At 44.8% G+C, this 15,360-nt stretch carries 17 protein-coding genes; 9 read left to right on the top strand and 8 right to left on the bottom strand.

The features are described from left to right. Positions 1 to 41: 41 nt before the first annotated feature. The gene (locus EFK13_RS17395) at positions 42 to 509 is read right to left on the bottom strand and encodes a GNAT family N-acetyltransferase (RefSeq protein WP_075746716.1); all 468 of its coding nucleotides are present in this window, start codon (positions 507 to 509) and stop codon (positions 42 to 44) included. Between the two features lie 126 nt (positions 510 to 635). On the opposite strand from EFK13_RS17395, the gene EFK13_RS17390 reads away from it, so the two are divergent. Then, the gene (locus EFK13_RS17390) at positions 636 to 2,450 is read left to right on the top strand and encodes a zinc ribbon domain-containing protein (protein WP_129507566.1); all 1,815 of its coding nucleotides are present in this window, start codon (positions 636 to 638) and stop codon (positions 2,448 to 2,450) included. Between the two features lie 40 nt (positions 2,451 to 2,490). On the opposite strand, the gene EFK13_RS17385 is transcribed toward EFK13_RS17390, so the two are convergent. The 3 genes from EFK13_RS17385 to opcR form a co-directional block, all read right to left on the bottom strand. Further along, the gene (locus EFK13_RS17385) at positions 2,491 to 3,189 is read right to left on the bottom strand and encodes a zinc ribbon domain-containing protein (protein WP_129507567.1); all 699 of its coding nucleotides are present in this window, start codon (positions 3,187 to 3,189) and stop codon (positions 2,491 to 2,493) included. A 145-nt stretch (positions 3,190 to 3,334) separates the two neighbouring features. Further along, the gene (locus EFK13_RS17380; RefSeq protein WP_129507568.1) at positions 3,335 to 3,949 is read right to left on the bottom strand and encodes a PH domain-containing protein; all 615 of its coding nucleotides are present in this window, start codon (positions 3,947 to 3,949) and stop codon (positions 3,335 to 3,337) included. 121 nt (positions 3,950 to 4,070) lie between these two features. Next, on the bottom strand, positions 4,071 to 4,628 hold the full coding sequence (gene opcR / locus EFK13_RS17375) for an opuC operon transcriptional regulator OpcR (RefSeq protein ID WP_129507569.1): 558 nt from the start codon (positions 4,626 to 4,628) through the stop codon (positions 4,071 to 4,073). 262 nt (positions 4,629 to 4,890) lie between these two features. Between opcR and opuCA the strand changes: the two genes are divergently transcribed. The 4 genes from opuCA to opuCD all read left to right on the top strand — a co-directional run bounded on the left by opuCA (position 4,891) and on the right by opuCD (position 8,323). After that, positions 4,891 to 6,030, top strand: a complete 1,140-nt coding sequence (gene opuCA, locus EFK13_RS17370; RefSeq protein ID WP_064816297.1) for an osmoprotectant ABC transporter ATP-binding protein OpuCA — start codon at positions 4,891 to 4,893, stop codon at positions 6,028 to 6,030. Positions 6,031 to 6,052: 22 nt separating this feature from the next. Then, positions 6,053 to 6,706, top strand: coding sequence for a glycine betaine/carnitine/choline/choline sulfate ABC transporter permease OpuCB (gene opuCB, locus EFK13_RS17365; RefSeq protein ID WP_024713505.1), 654 nt, complete (start codon positions 6,053 to 6,055; stop codon positions 6,704 to 6,706). 70 nt (positions 6,707 to 6,776) lie between these two features. Continuing rightward, the gene (gene opuCC / locus EFK13_RS17360) at positions 6,777 to 7,637 is read left to right on the top strand and encodes an osmoprotectant ABC transporter substrate-binding lipoprotein OpuCC (protein WP_129507791.1); all 861 of its coding nucleotides are present in this window, start codon (positions 6,777 to 6,779) and stop codon (positions 7,635 to 7,637) included. Positions 7,638 to 7,654: 17 nt separating this feature from the next. Next, positions 7,655 to 8,323, top strand: a complete 669-nt coding sequence (gene opuCD / locus EFK13_RS17355) for a glycine betaine/carnitine/choline/choline sulfate ABC transporter permease OpuCD (protein ID WP_129507570.1) — start codon at positions 7,655 to 7,657, stop codon at positions 8,321 to 8,323. A 33-nt stretch (positions 8,324 to 8,356) separates the two neighbouring features. Here the strand turns inward: opuCD and EFK13_RS17350 are convergent, their stop codons facing one another. Further along, complete coding sequence (locus tag EFK13_RS17350; RefSeq protein ID WP_129507571.1) at positions 8,357 to 8,890, bottom strand: GbsR/MarR family transcriptional regulator; 534 nt, start codon at positions 8,888 to 8,890, stop codon at positions 8,357 to 8,359. Between the two features lie 284 nt (positions 8,891 to 9,174). Between EFK13_RS17350 and opuBA the strand changes: the two genes are divergently transcribed. The 4 genes from opuBA to opuBD are packed head-to-tail and all read left to right on the top strand — an operon-like array spanning position 9,175 to position 12,621. Further along, positions 9,175 to 10,320 carry a choline ABC transporter ATP-binding protein OpuBA gene (gene opuBA / locus EFK13_RS17345; protein WP_129507572.1) on the top strand — a complete coding sequence of 382 codons (1,146 nt, stop codon included), beginning with the start codon at positions 9,175 to 9,177 and terminating at the stop codon, positions 10,318 to 10,320. A gap of 14 nt (positions 10,321 to 10,334) precedes the next feature. After that, positions 10,335 to 10,988, top strand: coding sequence for a choline ABC transporter permease OpuBB (opuBB, locus tag EFK13_RS17340; protein WP_129507573.1), 654 nt, complete (start codon positions 10,335 to 10,337; stop codon positions 10,986 to 10,988). Between the two features lie 11 nt (positions 10,989 to 10,999). Then, positions 11,000 to 11,920, top strand: a complete 921-nt coding sequence (gene opuBC / locus EFK13_RS17335; RefSeq protein ID WP_129507574.1) for a choline ABC transporter substrate-binding lipoprotein OpuBC — start codon at positions 11,000 to 11,002, stop codon at positions 11,918 to 11,920. 20 nt (positions 11,921 to 11,940) lie between these two features. Continuing rightward, complete coding sequence (gene opuBD, locus EFK13_RS17330) at positions 11,941 to 12,621, top strand: choline ABC transporter permease OpuBD (RefSeq protein WP_129507575.1); 681 nt, start codon at positions 11,941 to 11,943, stop codon at positions 12,619 to 12,621. A gap of 43 nt (positions 12,622 to 12,664) precedes the next feature. Here the strand turns inward: opuBD and EFK13_RS17325 are convergent, their stop codons facing one another. The 3 genes from EFK13_RS17325 to EFK13_RS17315 form a co-directional block, all read right to left on the bottom strand. Further along, a complete protein-coding gene (locus EFK13_RS17325; protein WP_129507576.1) occupies positions 12,665 to 14,365 on the bottom strand; it encodes a methyl-accepting chemotaxis protein in 1,701 nt (566 codons plus the stop codon). A gap of 131 nt (positions 14,366 to 14,496) precedes the next feature. Next, entirely contained in the window at positions 14,497 to 14,823 is a 327-nt protein-coding gene (gene catR / locus EFK13_RS17320; RefSeq protein ID WP_003220037.1) for a catDE operon transcriptional regulator CatR, read from the bottom strand. A 91-nt stretch (positions 14,824 to 14,914) separates the two neighbouring features. Further along, positions 14,915 to 15,334 (bottom strand): helix-turn-helix domain-containing protein, encoded by a 420-nt coding sequence (locus EFK13_RS17315; RefSeq protein WP_129507577.1) that lies wholly within the window; start codon positions 15,332 to 15,334, stop codon positions 14,915 to 14,917. Between the last annotated feature and the right edge of the window lie 26 nt (positions 15,335 to 15,360).

Raw genomic sequence — 15,360 nt, 5'->3', positions numbered from 1 at the left:
TAAAATGACCGCCGGGATTTTCTCGGCGGTTTTTTTATGCTTTACAGATCCAAATAAAGCCTCACCATATCGCGGCATTGAATTCCGTTTTCAAAAATGTCCTCATCATAATGTCTGACAAAGAAATCATGGTCGATCGCCTGAAGGCGGAATCCGCATTTTTGGTAGAGAGAAAGCTGATGAATGCTGGAATTTCCCGTGCCGATTTCAATCGTGTCCGCACCCAGCTCCTTTGCCTTTTCGATGGCGTCTCGTACAAGCTGTTTGCCAAAGCCCTTCTTCTGATGAGATTCTTTTACGGCAATATTTACAATTTCAACTGTTTGCGGCCTTGTTTTTAGCAATACATAAACACCGGCAAGCTCATCACCGGCCCAAGCTGTGTAACATTCTCCTCTCTCAAGATATTCGTCTACAATGTCCTTCGACGGATCGGCAAGAAGCAATAGGTCGTATAATTCGTCATTTGTTTTTTCTCTTATTTGAATCCTGAGCTTTTGCACGTTCATTCCACCTTTTCATATGTTTATTGAGATATTTTCATGATTTACTCCAATTTCATACCATTCTATTATAAAATATGAAACATAGGAAATCTGTACAAAATAGTGAATAACAAACAGGAGGAAAGTCACATGTTTTGTAAGGAATGCGGTCAAAAAAATAATGAAGGTGCCAAATTTTGTAAAGAGTGCGGCGCCCCGATCGGAGGGAGCAGCAGACAGGCACATAAAGAAACAGCAAGCACTGCTGAAACGAGGCAGGCTCCGCGAAAACCAATCCCTAAAAAAACCATCATTTTATGGAGCAGCATTGCCGCAGCGTGCGTCATATTATTCGCCGCATATAAAACCGGGGCGTACTTTACTTCAAAGGATAGGTTAGTCAACAAATTTGAAGAGGCTGTAAATAATGAGGATAAAGAGCAAATCGCGTCTCTTCTTACGCCGGTAAATGACAAGCTTAAACTGACTAAAAATAATGTAAAACCGTTTCTTGCCTATTTAAAGGATCACCCGGATAAAAAAGATGAGCTATTTGCGTCGCTGCGTGCTGAAACAGCCCAAAAGGATATCGTATACGCGGAGCAAGACGGAAAAAGCTTGCTTGTTTTTGACCATTATGACTTAAAGGTAGCACCTGTTTATTTTGAAGTGAGCAGCAATTATAAAAATACCGATCTATATGTCAATAAAGAAGAAGCCGGATCTGTAAAGAAAGCGGATCAAGCACAAACTCTCGGGCCATACATTCCCGGCGAATATACAGTCTCAGCCAAACTGAAAAACGATGTAGTCGATCTTGTGAAAAAGGAAGACATTCAGGCGGTTGGCGATAACAGCTTTCGTGTGAATCTCTCATTGGAGGCAGACGATGTGACATTCAGTTTAGCGGATGACATCAAGAGCGGGAAGGGAGACTTGCTTATTAACGGCAGGTCGATTCATAAAGACCCGTTCAAATCGGTAACATACGGCCCTCTTCTGACAGACGGATCCATGACGGCTTCAGTCGAGGCAGAATTTCCATGGGGGAAAACAAAAACAGCGGGCGTTCCGATCGATCATAAAGAAATGGAGTTAACGTTAATTCCTGATCAAGATACACAGGAAACGATTATGAACACGATTGTCAAAACAACAAAACAGTACTCCAAAGCGCTGTCAGATGGGAATACTGCCCAAATGACAGAAGCGGGTGCCAAATGGAAGGCAGAGACGAAGGATACCGTCGATTCTATGAAAAACACGGATTCATACTTAAAAGATAAATACTTAGAAACTGATTTTGACCTTGATACATTCGCGCTCTCTCAAAAAAACGACGGGACGTGGCAGGTATCGGTAACAGGGAAAGAACTTCACCAGTCTGCTTCGTACAGCGACTATTCAAAACCAGAAATGACTGATGACAGCCCGAGTTACGAGTATATCCTTTCATATGATAAAAAACAGAAAAAGTGGATTTTCGAAGATGCAGAATCAACATTCGAATCTGCCGGTACAAATATAAAGAAAATCAAAAATGACAAACCGGAGACGTACACATCCGCTTGGGAAGGCTCGAAAAACAAAGGCAGTGAAAGTTCAGCAAGCGGTGATGTTACAGATGAACAGGTGACATTATTTATGGGCAGTTATCTGCAAGGTCAGGCAGATGCCGTAAATCAAAATAATTTTTCCTTAATGGAAGACAGCCTTGAAAAAGGCAGTTCCCTTTATTCCGATCAGCAGCATCTTGTGGCGAAGCTGAATAAAGAGGGGACAACAGAAGACTTTAATAACTATAAAGTGAAAAGCTGGAGTCAAAATGGGTCTGCTATCACGATTAAGACGTATGAAGAATTCTATATCACAAAATCAGGCGGCAGTCCAAAGCTTAGAACCTATAACTGGACCTATACAGGTACGGTGAAGAACGGAAGAATTTACTTAACGTCTATTCAATAAAAAAACACCCTCATCACCGGCAGGTGATGAGGGTGTTTTTTTAAAAGAGCATATAACGGAAAATCTCTTTGATATAGTGTTCGACGATGAGCTGAAATGTAACGCAGATTATCAGATAAATCACAATCGTTGAGTAAATGATATCAATCTTTCCTTTATATGAATGCTGGTAACTGCTCAGCATTGCTGGAGGAATGGCAAAGAATGCACCGATTAAACCAACGGCTAATATGGTGAAGCAAATGTCTGTATGTAATAAAAAGAAGAAAAGGGCAAGAATCAAAATAGCCGTAAACGGAATAAGGAATGCTCCGAATCTGGAGAATGAATCCTTAAAAGATACTTGGTTTCCCGCGATTTTTAAGGCGAAATAGATTAAGGCATGCAAACCAAATAGAAATAAAATAAAATAAATGGTTGGCTCCAAAAAGACTGCTGTAAAGCTTACGCTTCCGGGACCGTCTGAAAAAAGAATATAAAACATCAAAGGGGTCAGCAAACTGAAAAGAACCAACGTGATGATCGCGCTGATCAGCTGTTCTCCGCCTGTTGTTTTACATTCCTGATAAGGGCGTTTCAGGACGGCCAGGACAAATGAACCGAACTGTTTTGCCGCTTGCTTTGCTGCGGCTCCGGTTTGCGCTGCCTGCTGCTGGCTTGATTGACCAGGGAGCGGCGACCCGCATTTCTCACAAAATTTTCCGCCATCTGTTTGATGGCCGCATTGAGGACAATACATAAAATAACTCCTTTACCTGTGTTATAGGGAAAATAGACTAATAGTTTTATTATAAAAGAAAAAAGTTGTAAAGTAACCAATATTCATACAAAAATGTTACATAAAAAAAGACACGAGCTCAATAGCAGCTGTGTCTTTTTTTTTGCTAGTTATTAATATATTTCTCAAATACATCTCCAAAATCCTTAATATGATACTGTGAGCGAACGGATGTCAGCCAAGTGAATCCGAATTCGGTCAGCTCTTTATATTGCGTTTCAATGTTAACGTGCTCGGGGCGGGTATGGTGAAGGATCGTCACGGCTTTATCCAAGCTTTGTTCCGCTTGATTGATTAAAATATCATTTTCATAGGTTGTTTCAGCGATGCGAAGCAGTGCTTTATAAAGGTCTTTTAACTTTTCAATTTGGTCTTTGTGTACATCGATGTCAAATTGTTCAGCGCCCAGCTTGAACTTAATCTCCACATCCAAATCGACTTTTCCGGCGGTTTCCAGAAAAACGTCGGAGATTTTATATTGCGAATAAGGATAGCGTTTCAACGTTCGTTTGGAGGAAGTGGCGCGTGCGCCGTCTACATGGATCAGTGCCACATTCGTAAAGCAGTATTCGTCTGCTTTCGTTTTAATCAAGAAATAAATTTTTTCATTGTCCTCATGCATGACATAGTCATCAGCATCTGTTTTGTCATAATCCTGAGGTTCGATAATTTTTCCGATATCAGATAAGCCCAGTGCATCTGCTGCAATTTTTTTGAACATCTGTATACGTCCTTCCTATTCCATTTGTCACTTCATTGTAGCATGGAGCGTTTCTGACAGGCTATAACTGATAAAATCCCAAAACCATTTTAGGATTTTATCAACAAAAAAAGCAGTTCCCTTACTTCAGAGAGCTGCTTTCTTTTGTTTTCGGCACGTATTGAAAGACTTCTTCACTCTCGAAAAATTCAATCAGCCTGCTCAGCCAGTCATAGTAATGGAGCCATTCTCTTAATTCAATCAGCAGCTGATTGACTTTCTCTTCCGCTTCCGGCGTTAGCCCGTCCCTTTGTAAAAGATCAGTCAGCTCCCGGTTTAATTTTTTATACAGCACTTTGTTTTTGCTCACGACCTTCGTCCAGTTCGCCGCAAATAAAGAAATGAAGGTTTGATAATAATCCTGCTCGACGTCATAAAGGTCTTTTCGTACGCCTTTTTCAAACACCTTCTCTGCAATATTGGCGTCGATCATTTCACGGACAACCTGGCTCATCCGTGTTTTGCTCATCCCCGTTGCCTCAGAGAGCTCGCTTAATGTCATCGGTTTTCGATTCATATAAATAATTCCAAGCACACGCCCGACAGTTGAAGGCATTCCAAACGTATGCATATTTTCGGCAATCTTCTCAATGAGATGCTCTTCAGCATGATCAATGATGTCGAGAGCGGTTTTTTCCACAGCTGATCATCCCTTCAATGGCAATTGATGGTGTCAATATATCATATTTCTGCCAGTTGTTGAAAATAGCTGAATGCGGAGGAAGAGGGAGGTATCCGGCGTAATTGTAAGAACACCCTTTCCGTCTTAGTCATAACAATAAATAATCTGTAAATAACATATAATTTCAACACATTGTAAACTTTTTATTTTATAAAGTTCAAACTATAATAAAGATTATACTTTTCAGAAAATTTAAAGGAAACCTGCGGAGGTGCACGGATTGCTGAAATTAGAACAAGTGTCAAAAGTATATAAAGGCGGCAAAAAAGCTGTGAACAGCATTGATTTAGATATTGCCAAGGGCGAATTTATCTGTTTTATCGGCCCGAGCGGCTGCGGAAAAACCACGACGATGAAAATGATTAATAGATTGATTGAACCATCGTCAGGTAAGATCTTTATCGACGGAGAAAATATTATGGAACAGGACCCGGTTGAGCTGAGGAGAAAAATCGGCTATGTCATTCAACAAATTGGTTTGTTCCCCCATATGACCATCCAGCAGAACATCTCACTCGTGCCGAAGCTGCTGAAATGGCCTGAAGAAAAACGGAAAGAACGGGCGAGAGAGCTGTTAAAGCTAGTCGATATGGGCCCGGAATATTTAGACCGTTATCCCCATGAGCTCAGCGGCGGACAGCAGCAAAGAATCGGTGTGCTGCGCGCACTGGCTGCGGAACCCCCTCTCATTTTAATGGATGAACCGTTCGGAGCGCTTGATCCGATTACGCGTGATTCCCTTCAGGAAGAATTCAAAAAACTGCAGAGAACGCTAAACAAAACGATTGTGTTTGTAACCCACGATATGGACGAAGCGATTAAGCTTGCTGACAGGATCGTGATTTTAAAAGCGGGCGAAATCGTTCAAGTCGGCACACCTGATGAGATTCTCCGGAACCCGGCAAATGAATTTGTTGAAGAGTTTATCGGGAAAGAACGCCTGATCCAGTCAAGACCGGATATCGAGCGGGTTGAGCAAATGATGAACAGAACGCCTGTGACGGTATCAGCGGACAAAACGCTTTCCCAGGCGATTCAGCTGATGAGAGAAAAACGTGTCGATTCGCTGCTCGTTGTGGACCGGCAAAATGTGCTGATGGGCTATGTTGATGTGGAAATGATTGATCAAAATCGCAAAAAAGCGAGCGTCGTTGGCGATGTATACCGCTCTGATATATATACCGTGCAAAAAGGAGCGCTTCTTCGCGATACGGTGCGGAAAATCTTGAAGCAGGGAATCAAGTATGTTCCTGTGGTGGATGAGGAGAACCATTTAGCGGGAATTGTGACGAGAGCGAGTCTGGTTGATATCGTATACGATTCCATATGGGGCGAGGAAGACCAGCTCATGACGATCTGACCAAGGAAGGAGCTCTTTTAAGATGAATCAAATGATGACTTTTTTGCAAACGAACGGCGGAGAGCTGCTGTATAAAACAGGAGAGCATTTATATATTTCACTCATAGCCGTTGTATTGGGCATTATTGTAGCAGTGCCGCTCGGCGTCGCTCTCACTAGAATGAAAAAAGGGGCAGGCGCGATAATAGGCGTCGCCAACATTGTGCAAACCCTGCCGAGTCTGGCGATTTTAGCCTTTTTCATTCCGCTTCTCGGCGTAGGGAAAGTGCCTGCGATAGTCGCTTTATTTTTCTATTCGGTGCTGCCGATCCTGCGCAATACGTATACCGGCATCAAAGGTGTCAACAAAAATCTGCTGGAATCGGGCAAAGGAATTGGCATGACCGGCTGGGAGCAGATTCGGCTCGTCGAAATTCCGCTGGCGATTCCGATCATTATGGCGGGAATCCGGACGTCAACGATTTATTTAATCGGCTGGGCGACACTGGCCTCGTTTATCGGCGGCGGCGGTCTCGGGGATTACATTTTTATCGGCCTGAACCTGTATCAGCCTGAATATATTATTGGCGGCGCTGTCCCGGTCACGATTCTGGCCATTATCATTGATTATGTGCTGGCCGTGACAGAACGAAAGGTGACGCCGAAAGGATTGCAAGGGATGAAGGAAGTTTCGTAAGGAGTTGGCTCTGTTGAAAACGAAAAAAATCAAATGGCTTGGCGTGTTCGCGCTCGTTTTTGTCCTGCTGATGAGCGGCTGCTCTCTGCCGGGACTCGGCGGCGCTTCGGACGATACGATCAAAATCGGGGCGCAAAGCATGACAGAATCAGAAATTTTAGCGAATATGATGGCGCAGCTTATTGAACATGATACAGATTTGAATACCGCTTTAGTGAAAAATCTCGGGTCAAACTATGTTCAGCACCAAGCGATGCTCGGCGGTGACATTGATATTTCTGCCACACGCTATTCCGGGACGGATTTAACAAGCACCCTCGGCAGGGAAGCTGAAAAAGATCCGAAAAAAGCGCTGAACATTGTGCAGAACGAATTTGAAAAGCGCTTTTCCTATAAATGGTTTGATTCCTACGGATTTGATAACACATATGCCTTTACCGTGACAAAAAAGTTTGCGGAAAAGGAGCATATCAACACCGTGTCTGACCTGAAGAAAAACGCTTCCCAATATAAACTGGGCGTCGACAATGCCTGGCTGAAACGGAAAGGCGATGGGTATAAAGGCTTTGTCAGCACGTACGGATTTGAGTTCGGCACAACCTATCCGATGCAGATCGGGCTTGTCTATGACGCAGTCAAAAACGGAAAAATGGACGCCGTTCTTGCTTATTCAACGGATGGACGGATTAAAGCCTATGATCTGAAAATCTTAAAAGACGATAAGCGCTTTTTCCCGCCGTATGACTGTTCACCGGTGATTCCGGAAAAGGTGCTGAAGGAGCATCCGGAGCTTGAAGGCGTGATCAATAAGCTGATTGGGCAAATCGATACGGAAACAATGCAGGAGCTTAATTATGAGGTGGATGGCAAGCTGAAGGAGCCATCTGTCGTAGCGAAGGAATTTTTAGAGAAACATCATTATTTTGACTAAGAAATGAGGCGGATCTTATGGAAGTACTACAGCAGCTTGGCACTTACTATTCGCAAAACGGCGGTTACGTGCTGCAGGAGCTTTACCGCCATTTTTTGATGTCGGTGTACGGTGTTTTATTTGCCGCCATTGTAGGGATTCCGCTCGGCATCCTGATAGCCAGATACAGAAGATTAAGCGGATGGGTTTTTGCGGTCACGAACGTCATTCAGACCATCCCGGCTCTCGCCATGCTCGCCGTGCTGATGCTTGTCATGGGGCTGGGCGCTAATACGGTGATATTGTCATTATTTCTGTATTCTCTTCTGCCGATTATCAGAAATACGTATACAGGGATTATGAGTATTGAGCACGCCTATCTTGAATCGGGAAAAGCAATGGGGATGACAAAATTTCAAGTGCTGCGGATGGTCGAGCTTCCGCTTGCGCTTTCTGTCATAATGGCCGGCCTGCGCACCGCGCTTGTCATCGCCATCGGCATTACGGCCATCGGGACATTTGTCGGCGCAGGCGGTCTCGGGGATATCATCGTCAGGGGATCAAACGCAACAAATGGAACCGCCATTATATTAGCGGGCGCGATCCCCACGGCGCTGATAGCGGTGATTGCCGATTTGGTGATGGGCTGGCTTGAACGCGCGTTAAGCCCGATTAAAAAGAAGAAAAACCTGGCCTGCGCCGCATAAGAAAAAACGCCTTGTTTATGACAGGGCGTTTTTTTACGGCTTCGGCACATATTTAAAAATCTCTTCGCTTTCAAAAAACTCAATCAATCGCCCGAGCCAATGATAATAATCAAGCAATTCCTTTAATTCCTTCAGCAACTCATTCACTTTTTCTTCCGCTTCAGGGGTAAGCTCATCATCCAAGACGCTGAGCAGCTCCCGGTTGAGTTTTTTATGCATCATTTTGTTTTTGCTGACGACTTTGCTCCAAGTGGCGGTAAACAGCGTGATAAACGTTTGGTAGTAATCCTGCTCAACCTCATATAAATCTTTTCGCACGCCCTTTTCGAACACTTTCTCGGCGATGTTGGCATCTAGCATTTCCCGCACAACCTGGCTCATGCGCGTTTTGCTCATGCCGGTCGCTTCAGACAATTCGGTCAGCGTCATCGGTTTTCGATTCATATAAATAATGCCCAGCACACGTCCTACCGTAGAGGGCATTCCAAATGCATGCGTGTTTTCTGCGATTCTTTCTATTAAGTGGTCCTCAGCTTGTTCAATGATCGTTAACGGATCTTTCTCCAACGGTTTCAATCCTTTCAGCTAACAATTCCGATGTCAATATACCACATTTTTGATGCGGCGGAAATGCCGCATCAAGAGAATTTGGCAGGAAATTGGAGCAATAAGGAGATCATTACAGGTCAATACGGGTAAATCAGCGTTTATACATACTTTATAAATAATATGAACAAATTGTAAACTTTTTATTTTATAAACTTTATTCTATAATGGGAACCATTCAATTGTCTGAAAAATTAAATATAAACTGAACGAATTGAATAAACTTAACTTTGGGGGTGCGATGTTTGCTGACATTACAAAATGTCTCAAAAACATACAAGGGCGGCAAAAAAGCCGTGAACAACGTGAATCTTAAGATTGCAAAAGGCGAATTTATCTGTTTTATCGGTCCAAGCGGCTGCGGAAAAACGACAACAATGAAAATGATTAACCGATTAATTGAGCCTTCCGCCGGCAAGATTTTCATTGAAGGCGAAAACATCATGGAACGGGACCCCGTAGAGCTGAGGCGTAAGATCGGCTATGTCATTCAACAGATCGGCCTGTTTCCCCATATGACCATTCAGCAGAACATCTCACTCGTACCGAAACTGTTGAAATGGCCGGAGCACAAGCGGAAAGAGCGGGCGCGTGAGCTTTTAAAATTGGTCGATATGGGACCAGAATATGTAGACCGTTACCCTCATGAATTAAGCGGGGGGCAGCAGCAGCGAATTGGTGTATTACGGGCACTTGCCGCAGAGCCGCCGCTTATCTTAATGGATGAACCGTTTGGGGCGCTCGACCCGATTACGAGGGATTCCCTTCAGGAAGAATTCAAAAAACTGCAAAAAACCTTACATAAAACCATCATATTTGTTACCCACGATATGGATGAAGCGATTAAACTGGCTGACCGGATTGTGATATTAAAAGCGGGAGAAATCGTTCAAGTCGGAACGCCCGATGACATTTTGAGAAATCCGGCAGATGAATTTGTTGAGGAATTTATCGGCAAGGAGCGGCTGATCCAGTCATCCAGCCCGGATGTGGAACGGGTTGACCAGATTATGAACACGCAGCCTGTGACGATCACAGCGGATAAAACGCTTTCTGAAGCGATTCAGCTAATGAGGCAGGAGCGTGTCGATTCACTGCTTGTCGTCGATGACGGACACATGCTGCAAGGCTATGTCGATGTTGAAATCATTGACCAATGCCGGAAAAAAGCGAATCTCGTAGGAGAGGTTTTACATGAAGATATATATACAGTATTGGGCGGCACACTGCTGCGCGACACGGTCCGCAAAATTTTAAAACGGGGTGTCAAATATGTCCCTGTTGTGGATGAAAACCGGCGCTTAATTGGAATTGTGACGAGAGCGAGCCTGGTCGACATTGTATATGACTCTCTCTGGGGAGAAGAAAAACAGCTCGCGGTATTGTCATAGGGAGGCGATAAGTTGTGAATCATATTGTTCAATTTTTGCAAACCAACGGGGGCGAGCTCCTTTATAAAACATATGAGCATATCACGATCTCGCTCATTGCTGTTATCTTGGGCGTACTCGTTGCCGTCCCGCTCGGGGTTGTGCTCACTAGAATGAAGAAGGGAGCCGGTACCATTATCGGCATCGTCAATATCATTCAGACGCTGCCGAGTTTGGCGATTCTCGCTTTTTTTATTCCGGTTCTTGGTGTCGGAAAGGTTCCGGCCATCGCGGCTTTGTTTTTCTATTCCGTATTGCCGATTCTCCGCAACACGTATACCGGCATTCGCGGCGTCAACAAAAATCTGCTTGAGTCTGGCAAAGGCATCGGAATGACACCGGCTGAACAAGTCCGCCTGGTGGAGCTGCCGCTTGCCGCGCCTGTTATTATGGCTGGAATCAGAACATCGACGATTTACTTAATCGGCTGGGCCACGCTTGCTTCCTTTATCGGAGGCGGCGGTTTGGGCGATACCATTTTTATCGGGCTGAATTTATATCAGCCGGAATATATCATCGGAGGGGCCGTTCCCGTCACGATATTGGCGATTGTGATTGATTATGTGCTGGCGGTGACTGAACGAAAACTGACACCTGCCGGCACGCAGAAATTGAAGGAAGTTTCATAAGGAGGCTGCTCATGAAAAGAAAACATCTTAAATGGCTGAGCGGTTTCACGCTCGCAGTAATGCTGATGCTAAGCGGCTGTTCGCTTCCCGGGCTCAGCGCCGCTTCAGACCAGACCATTAAAATCGGCGCGCAGAGCATGAGTGAGTCAGAAATCATCGCAAGCATGCTTGGCCAGCTGATCGAACACCATACTGATCTTAAAACAACAACCATTAAAAATCTCGGCTCCAACGCGGTGCAGCAGCAAGCCTTAATGAACGGGGAAATCGACATCGCGGCCACAAGATATACCGGAGACGCGCTGACCGGCACGCTGAGAATGAAACCCGAAAAAGATCCGGACAAAGCGCTGGCGCTGACACAGCGGGAGTTTCAAAAAAGATACGATCTAAAATGGTATGACTCCTATGGGTTTGATAATACGTATGCCTTTACGGTCAGCAAGGAGCTGGCCGATCAATATCATTTGGAAAACGTATCAGACGTTAAAAAATGGGCGCCGCAACTAAAGCTGGGTGTCGATAACTATTGGATGAAGCTCAAGGGAAACGGCTATCAGGATTTTACGAAAACCTACGGCATGGCGTTCGACGGTACGTATCCGATGCAGATCGGACTTGTGTATGACGCGGTCAAAAGCGGAAAAATGGACATTGTGCTTGCGTATTCGACGGATGGAAGAATCAAGTCCTATGGTCTCAAAATGCTAAAGGATGATAAGCAATTTTTCCCGCCGTACGACTGCTCGCCGGTTGTTCCCGAACAAGTGCTTAAAGAACATCCTGAGCTTGAAAGCATTATCCGGAAAATGATCGGGAAAATCGACACAGCCACAATGCAGGAGCTCAATTATGAAGTCGACGGCAACCTAAAAGAGCCGTCTGTCGTTGCTAAGGAATATTTAGAAAAGCATCACTACTTCGAATCGTGAAAGGGGGGGGGACGAAGCCAATGAACGTGCTTGAACAGTTAATGGCGTATTACGCGCAGAACGGCAGCTATGTCATGGATGAATTCGGCCGCCACTTTCTCATGTCGGCCTACGGTGTCTTGTTTGCCGCTGTCGTCGGAGTTCCGGCCGGAATCCTCATTGCGCATTACCGCCGCTTATCAGCCTGGGTGTTTGCTGTAACAAATGTCATCCAGACCATTCCGGCGCTCGCCATGTTGGCCGTTTTGATGCTTGTCATGGGTCTTGGCGCAAACACCGTGATTGTATCATTATTTTTGTATTCCCTTCTGCCGATTATCCGAAACACGTATACGGGCATTGTCAGCATTGAACATGCCTACTTAGAATCGGGAAAAGCGATGGGTATGACGAAATTCCAGGTTCTCCGGATGGTTGAGCTCCCGCTCGCGCTTTCTGTCATGATGGCGGGCTTGCGCACGGCGCTCGTCATTGCCATCGGGATTACAGCGATTGGCACATTTGTCGGCGCCGGCGGACTCGGGGATATGATCGTCCGCGGGTCAAATGCGACAAACGGAACTGCGATTATTCTCGCCGGCGCGATTCCCACTGCGGTGATGGCAGTAGCCGCTGATTTGCTGATGGCTTGGCTGGAGCGGGCCTTAAGTCCGGTGAAGAAAAAACGAAACAGAACGAAACGTGTTCAAACAGCTGCATAGAATAGAAAAAGAGGCTTGGATGACTCCAGCCTCTTTTTTCTATTTAAATTGTAAACTGATTCATCTTCTCATTAAGCTCCTTCGCCAGCTGCTCAAGTTCTTCGGCATTCTGGAGCACTTGATCCATGGAATGGGCGGACTGCTCGGTAATCGAAAATGTTTCTTCAATGCCGGCGGCAGACTCTTCAGATACAGAAGCGATATTTTCAATCGATTGATTGATGGTAATCGATTGGTTTGTTAACTGCTTCAGGCCATCCGTTACTTCCTTAATACTGCCTGCAACATGGGTGACGGATTGTTTGATCTGCTGCATAGCCTGTCCCGTGTCTGTCAGGTTTTCCGTTCCTTTTTCGACTTCTGTAAAGCTGCTTTCCAAGTACTTAATGACGGTGTGGATTTCCTGTTGTGTCCCGTTTACAATCCGGGTAATGTCCTGCACGGAATCAGAAACGCCGTCAGCCAGCTTTCTGACTTCATCTGCCACAACGGCGAAGCCTTTGCCGCTTTCTCCAGCGCGGGCAGCCTCAATCGCGGCGTTAAGCGACAGCAAATTCGTTTGCTCGGCAATCCCGTTGATGACCTGAACGAGCTTGTTGATATCCTGAGAATGCTGTTCCAGCGACTTCACTTTATGAACGGCTTCCTGAACGATATGATGGATGGTTTTCATTTGCTGTAATGACGTATCCATATTTTCGTTTCCGTTTACCGCCAGTTCGAGAACGTTTTGAGACGTATCGCTGATTGTGATCCCATGATTATAAGCTTTATCAATGCTTTCAGTGAAATCATTCATGGATTCGGCAATTGTCACAGCGTCTTGGGCCTGCTGTTCAGAGCCTTCAGCCATTTCGTTCATCGTTTCGGTAATATGCTTGCTGCCGGATCTTGTTTCATTCGTTGCGGCGGCCAGCACTTGTGAAGAAGAAAGAACCCGGCTTGATATGTCTTTGGAGTATCCGACAATATCTCTCAGATTGCCTACCATTTTTTGCAGCGCTTCGTTCAGATCGCCAAGTTCGTCTTTTGAGTTGAGCGGCTCTATGTCATTAGACAGATCTCCCCCGGCAATATGATTGGCAGAATCCTTCATGAGAATGATAGGCTTTACAATGTTTCGCGTGATATAAAGCCAGATGAAAATGCTGATGATGATCGAAGCTGCCAGAAGCAAAGCTGTGTAAATGAGCCCCTTATGGTATACATCCTTCGTTTCTTTTACCGCTGTGCTGGCTCCTTCTTTATTAAAGTCAACAAGCTGAGTGACTGATTTTTTCATATCCTCAAAGCTGGCTTCAGTCTGCACCAATAAACCTCTTGCTTTGTCCATGTCATTCGTGCGGCCGCTTTCTATAATTTGCTTATGAATATCAGCATAAGTGTTCACTTCAGTTTGAAGCTCCTCGAACAGCTTCTGTTCTTTGTCAGTGGAAATCGTTTTTTCATAGCTATCAAGCTTTTGATTGATGTCTTCAATGATCTGATTCATTTCTTGATCAAGCGTATCCATTTTGCTTTTGTCTGTGAAAATCAGAAAATCCTTTTCTTTAGAAGACAGGTGCTCAGTTAAATAATTAATCGATGTAATGTCTTTGATGCCGTCAATCCATTTTGTGTTGATTTCATCTGTCTTTTGAATGATGTGCTGCATATTAAAAGCGCCTATTCCGCCTATAAGTAAATTGATCAGGATCAGTGTCAAAAATACCAGGCTGAATTTGCGGGAAATCGTCAGTCGCATATAAGTCTCCTTTAAAAACGTAATGTGTGGATGTACTATATATCGGCTGAGAAATCATTTTTTCACCTTGAAAATGAAAAATAAAAAACGGCTCTTTTCCCGTCTTTGAGAATTCAGAACCGTTTTAGCGATTAGTCAAGAAAGGAAGGGTCAATCCAATCCGTCGCCCATTTAGAAATCTCGCCTAAAATGGGGGCCAGCGCCTTTCCTTTATCAGTCAATGAATATTCGATGCGAACCGGAGTTTCCGGGATGACATCCCGCTTCACCACTCCTTCAAGCTCAAGTTCTTTCAGCCGTTCTGACAGAACTCTGCCGCTTAGATTTGGAAGTGCTGCTTCAATTTCGCTAAATCGCTGTGACCCGTTCAAGAGCTGAAATACGATCAAAGCGACCCAGCGTTTACTCAAGATGTCGACTGCTTTTTCAAATCTAGGACACATTTCTGATTGGTTCATACTTTTCACCTCGTCTGACACTATTATAACGTAAAAAATGAGGGAAGGTATGCAAGCGTGATTGATAACATGCAGAAAGAGAAGCAGGGGATTATGAAGAAGAGGCGCGTTTTTTCGCTTCAGAGGCTAAAAAATCGAAGTATTTGCTGAGATTTTCAATATCCTGCTTTGAAAGGTGTTCCCATTTTTGGCTGTTGAAAATCGGGAGGTGCTCCGCTCCGCGAGTGACAGCCGTCTGGTAAATATCATAAATGGACTGATAGCTTTCCGAAGCCTCACGGATTTCTTCTGGAAAGGGCCGAATATGGCCTGCGGCAGCCATCAGGTTTTCATAGGGAACCTTCAGCACGGCCGCCAGTTTTTTGATGGTCGCAGGCTTTGGCGTGCCGCGCTTGCCGTTTTCAATTTTTGAAATGGTGGCCGAGCTGATGCCTGAATACACAGCAAGCTGATTCACTGTCAGCTTGCGGGCGCGGCGCAGCTCCCGTAATTGCTGTCCGAACGGTGACATGGTGATCGCCTCACATTTCTATCAAG

The sequence above is a fragment of the Bacillus cabrialesii genome, from assembly GCF_004124315.2.
Taxonomy (GTDB): domain Bacteria; phylum Bacillota; class Bacilli; order Bacillales; family Bacillaceae; genus Bacillus; species Bacillus cabrialesii.
The sequence above is the reverse complement of the archived record's forward strand: the minus strand, read 5'-3'. Positions and strand labels throughout refer to the sequence as shown.

Coding starts and splice junctions, on each gene's coding strand:
- opuCB (WP_024713505.1), top strand. CDS start 6,053: ATGAATCAAATGATGACTTTTTTGCAAACGAACGGCGGAGAGCTGCTG.
- opuBD (WP_129507575.1), top strand. CDS start 11,941: ATGAACGTGCTTGAACAGTTAATGGCGTATTACGCGCAGAACGGCAGC.
- catR (WP_003220037.1), bottom strand. CDS start 14,823: ATGAACCAATCAGAAATGTGTCCTAGATTTGAAAAAGCAGTCGACATC.
- opuCD (WP_129507570.1), top strand. CDS start 7,655: ATGGAAGTACTACAGCAGCTTGGCACTTACTATTCGCAAAACGGCGGT.
- EFK13_RS17380 (WP_129507568.1), bottom strand. CDS start 3,949: ATGTTCAAAAAAATTGCAGCAGATGCACTGGGCTTATCTGATATCGGA.
- EFK13_RS17395 (WP_075746716.1), bottom strand. CDS start 509: ATGAACGTGCAAAAGCTCAGGATTCAAATAAGAGAAAAAACAAATGAC.
- EFK13_RS17325 (WP_129507576.1), bottom strand. CDS start 14,365: ATGCGACTGACGATTTCCCGCAAATTCAGCCTGGTATTTTTGACACTG.
- EFK13_RS17390 (WP_129507566.1), top strand. CDS start 636: ATGTTTTGTAAGGAATGCGGTCAAAAAAATAATGAAGGTGCCAAATTT.
- EFK13_RS17315 (WP_129507577.1), bottom strand. CDS start 15,334: ATGTCACCGTTCGGACAGCAATTACGGGAGCTGCGCCGCGCCCGCAAG.
- opuBC (WP_129507574.1), top strand. CDS start 11,000: ATGAAAAGAAAACATCTTAAATGGCTGAGCGGTTTCACGCTCGCAGTA.
- EFK13_RS17385 (WP_129507567.1), bottom strand. CDS start 3,189: ATGTATTGTCCTCAATGCGGCCATCAAACAGATGGCGGAAAATTTTGT.
- opuCC (WP_129507791.1), top strand. CDS start 6,777: ATGAGCGGCTGCTCTCTGCCGGGACTCGGCGGCGCTTCGGACGATACG.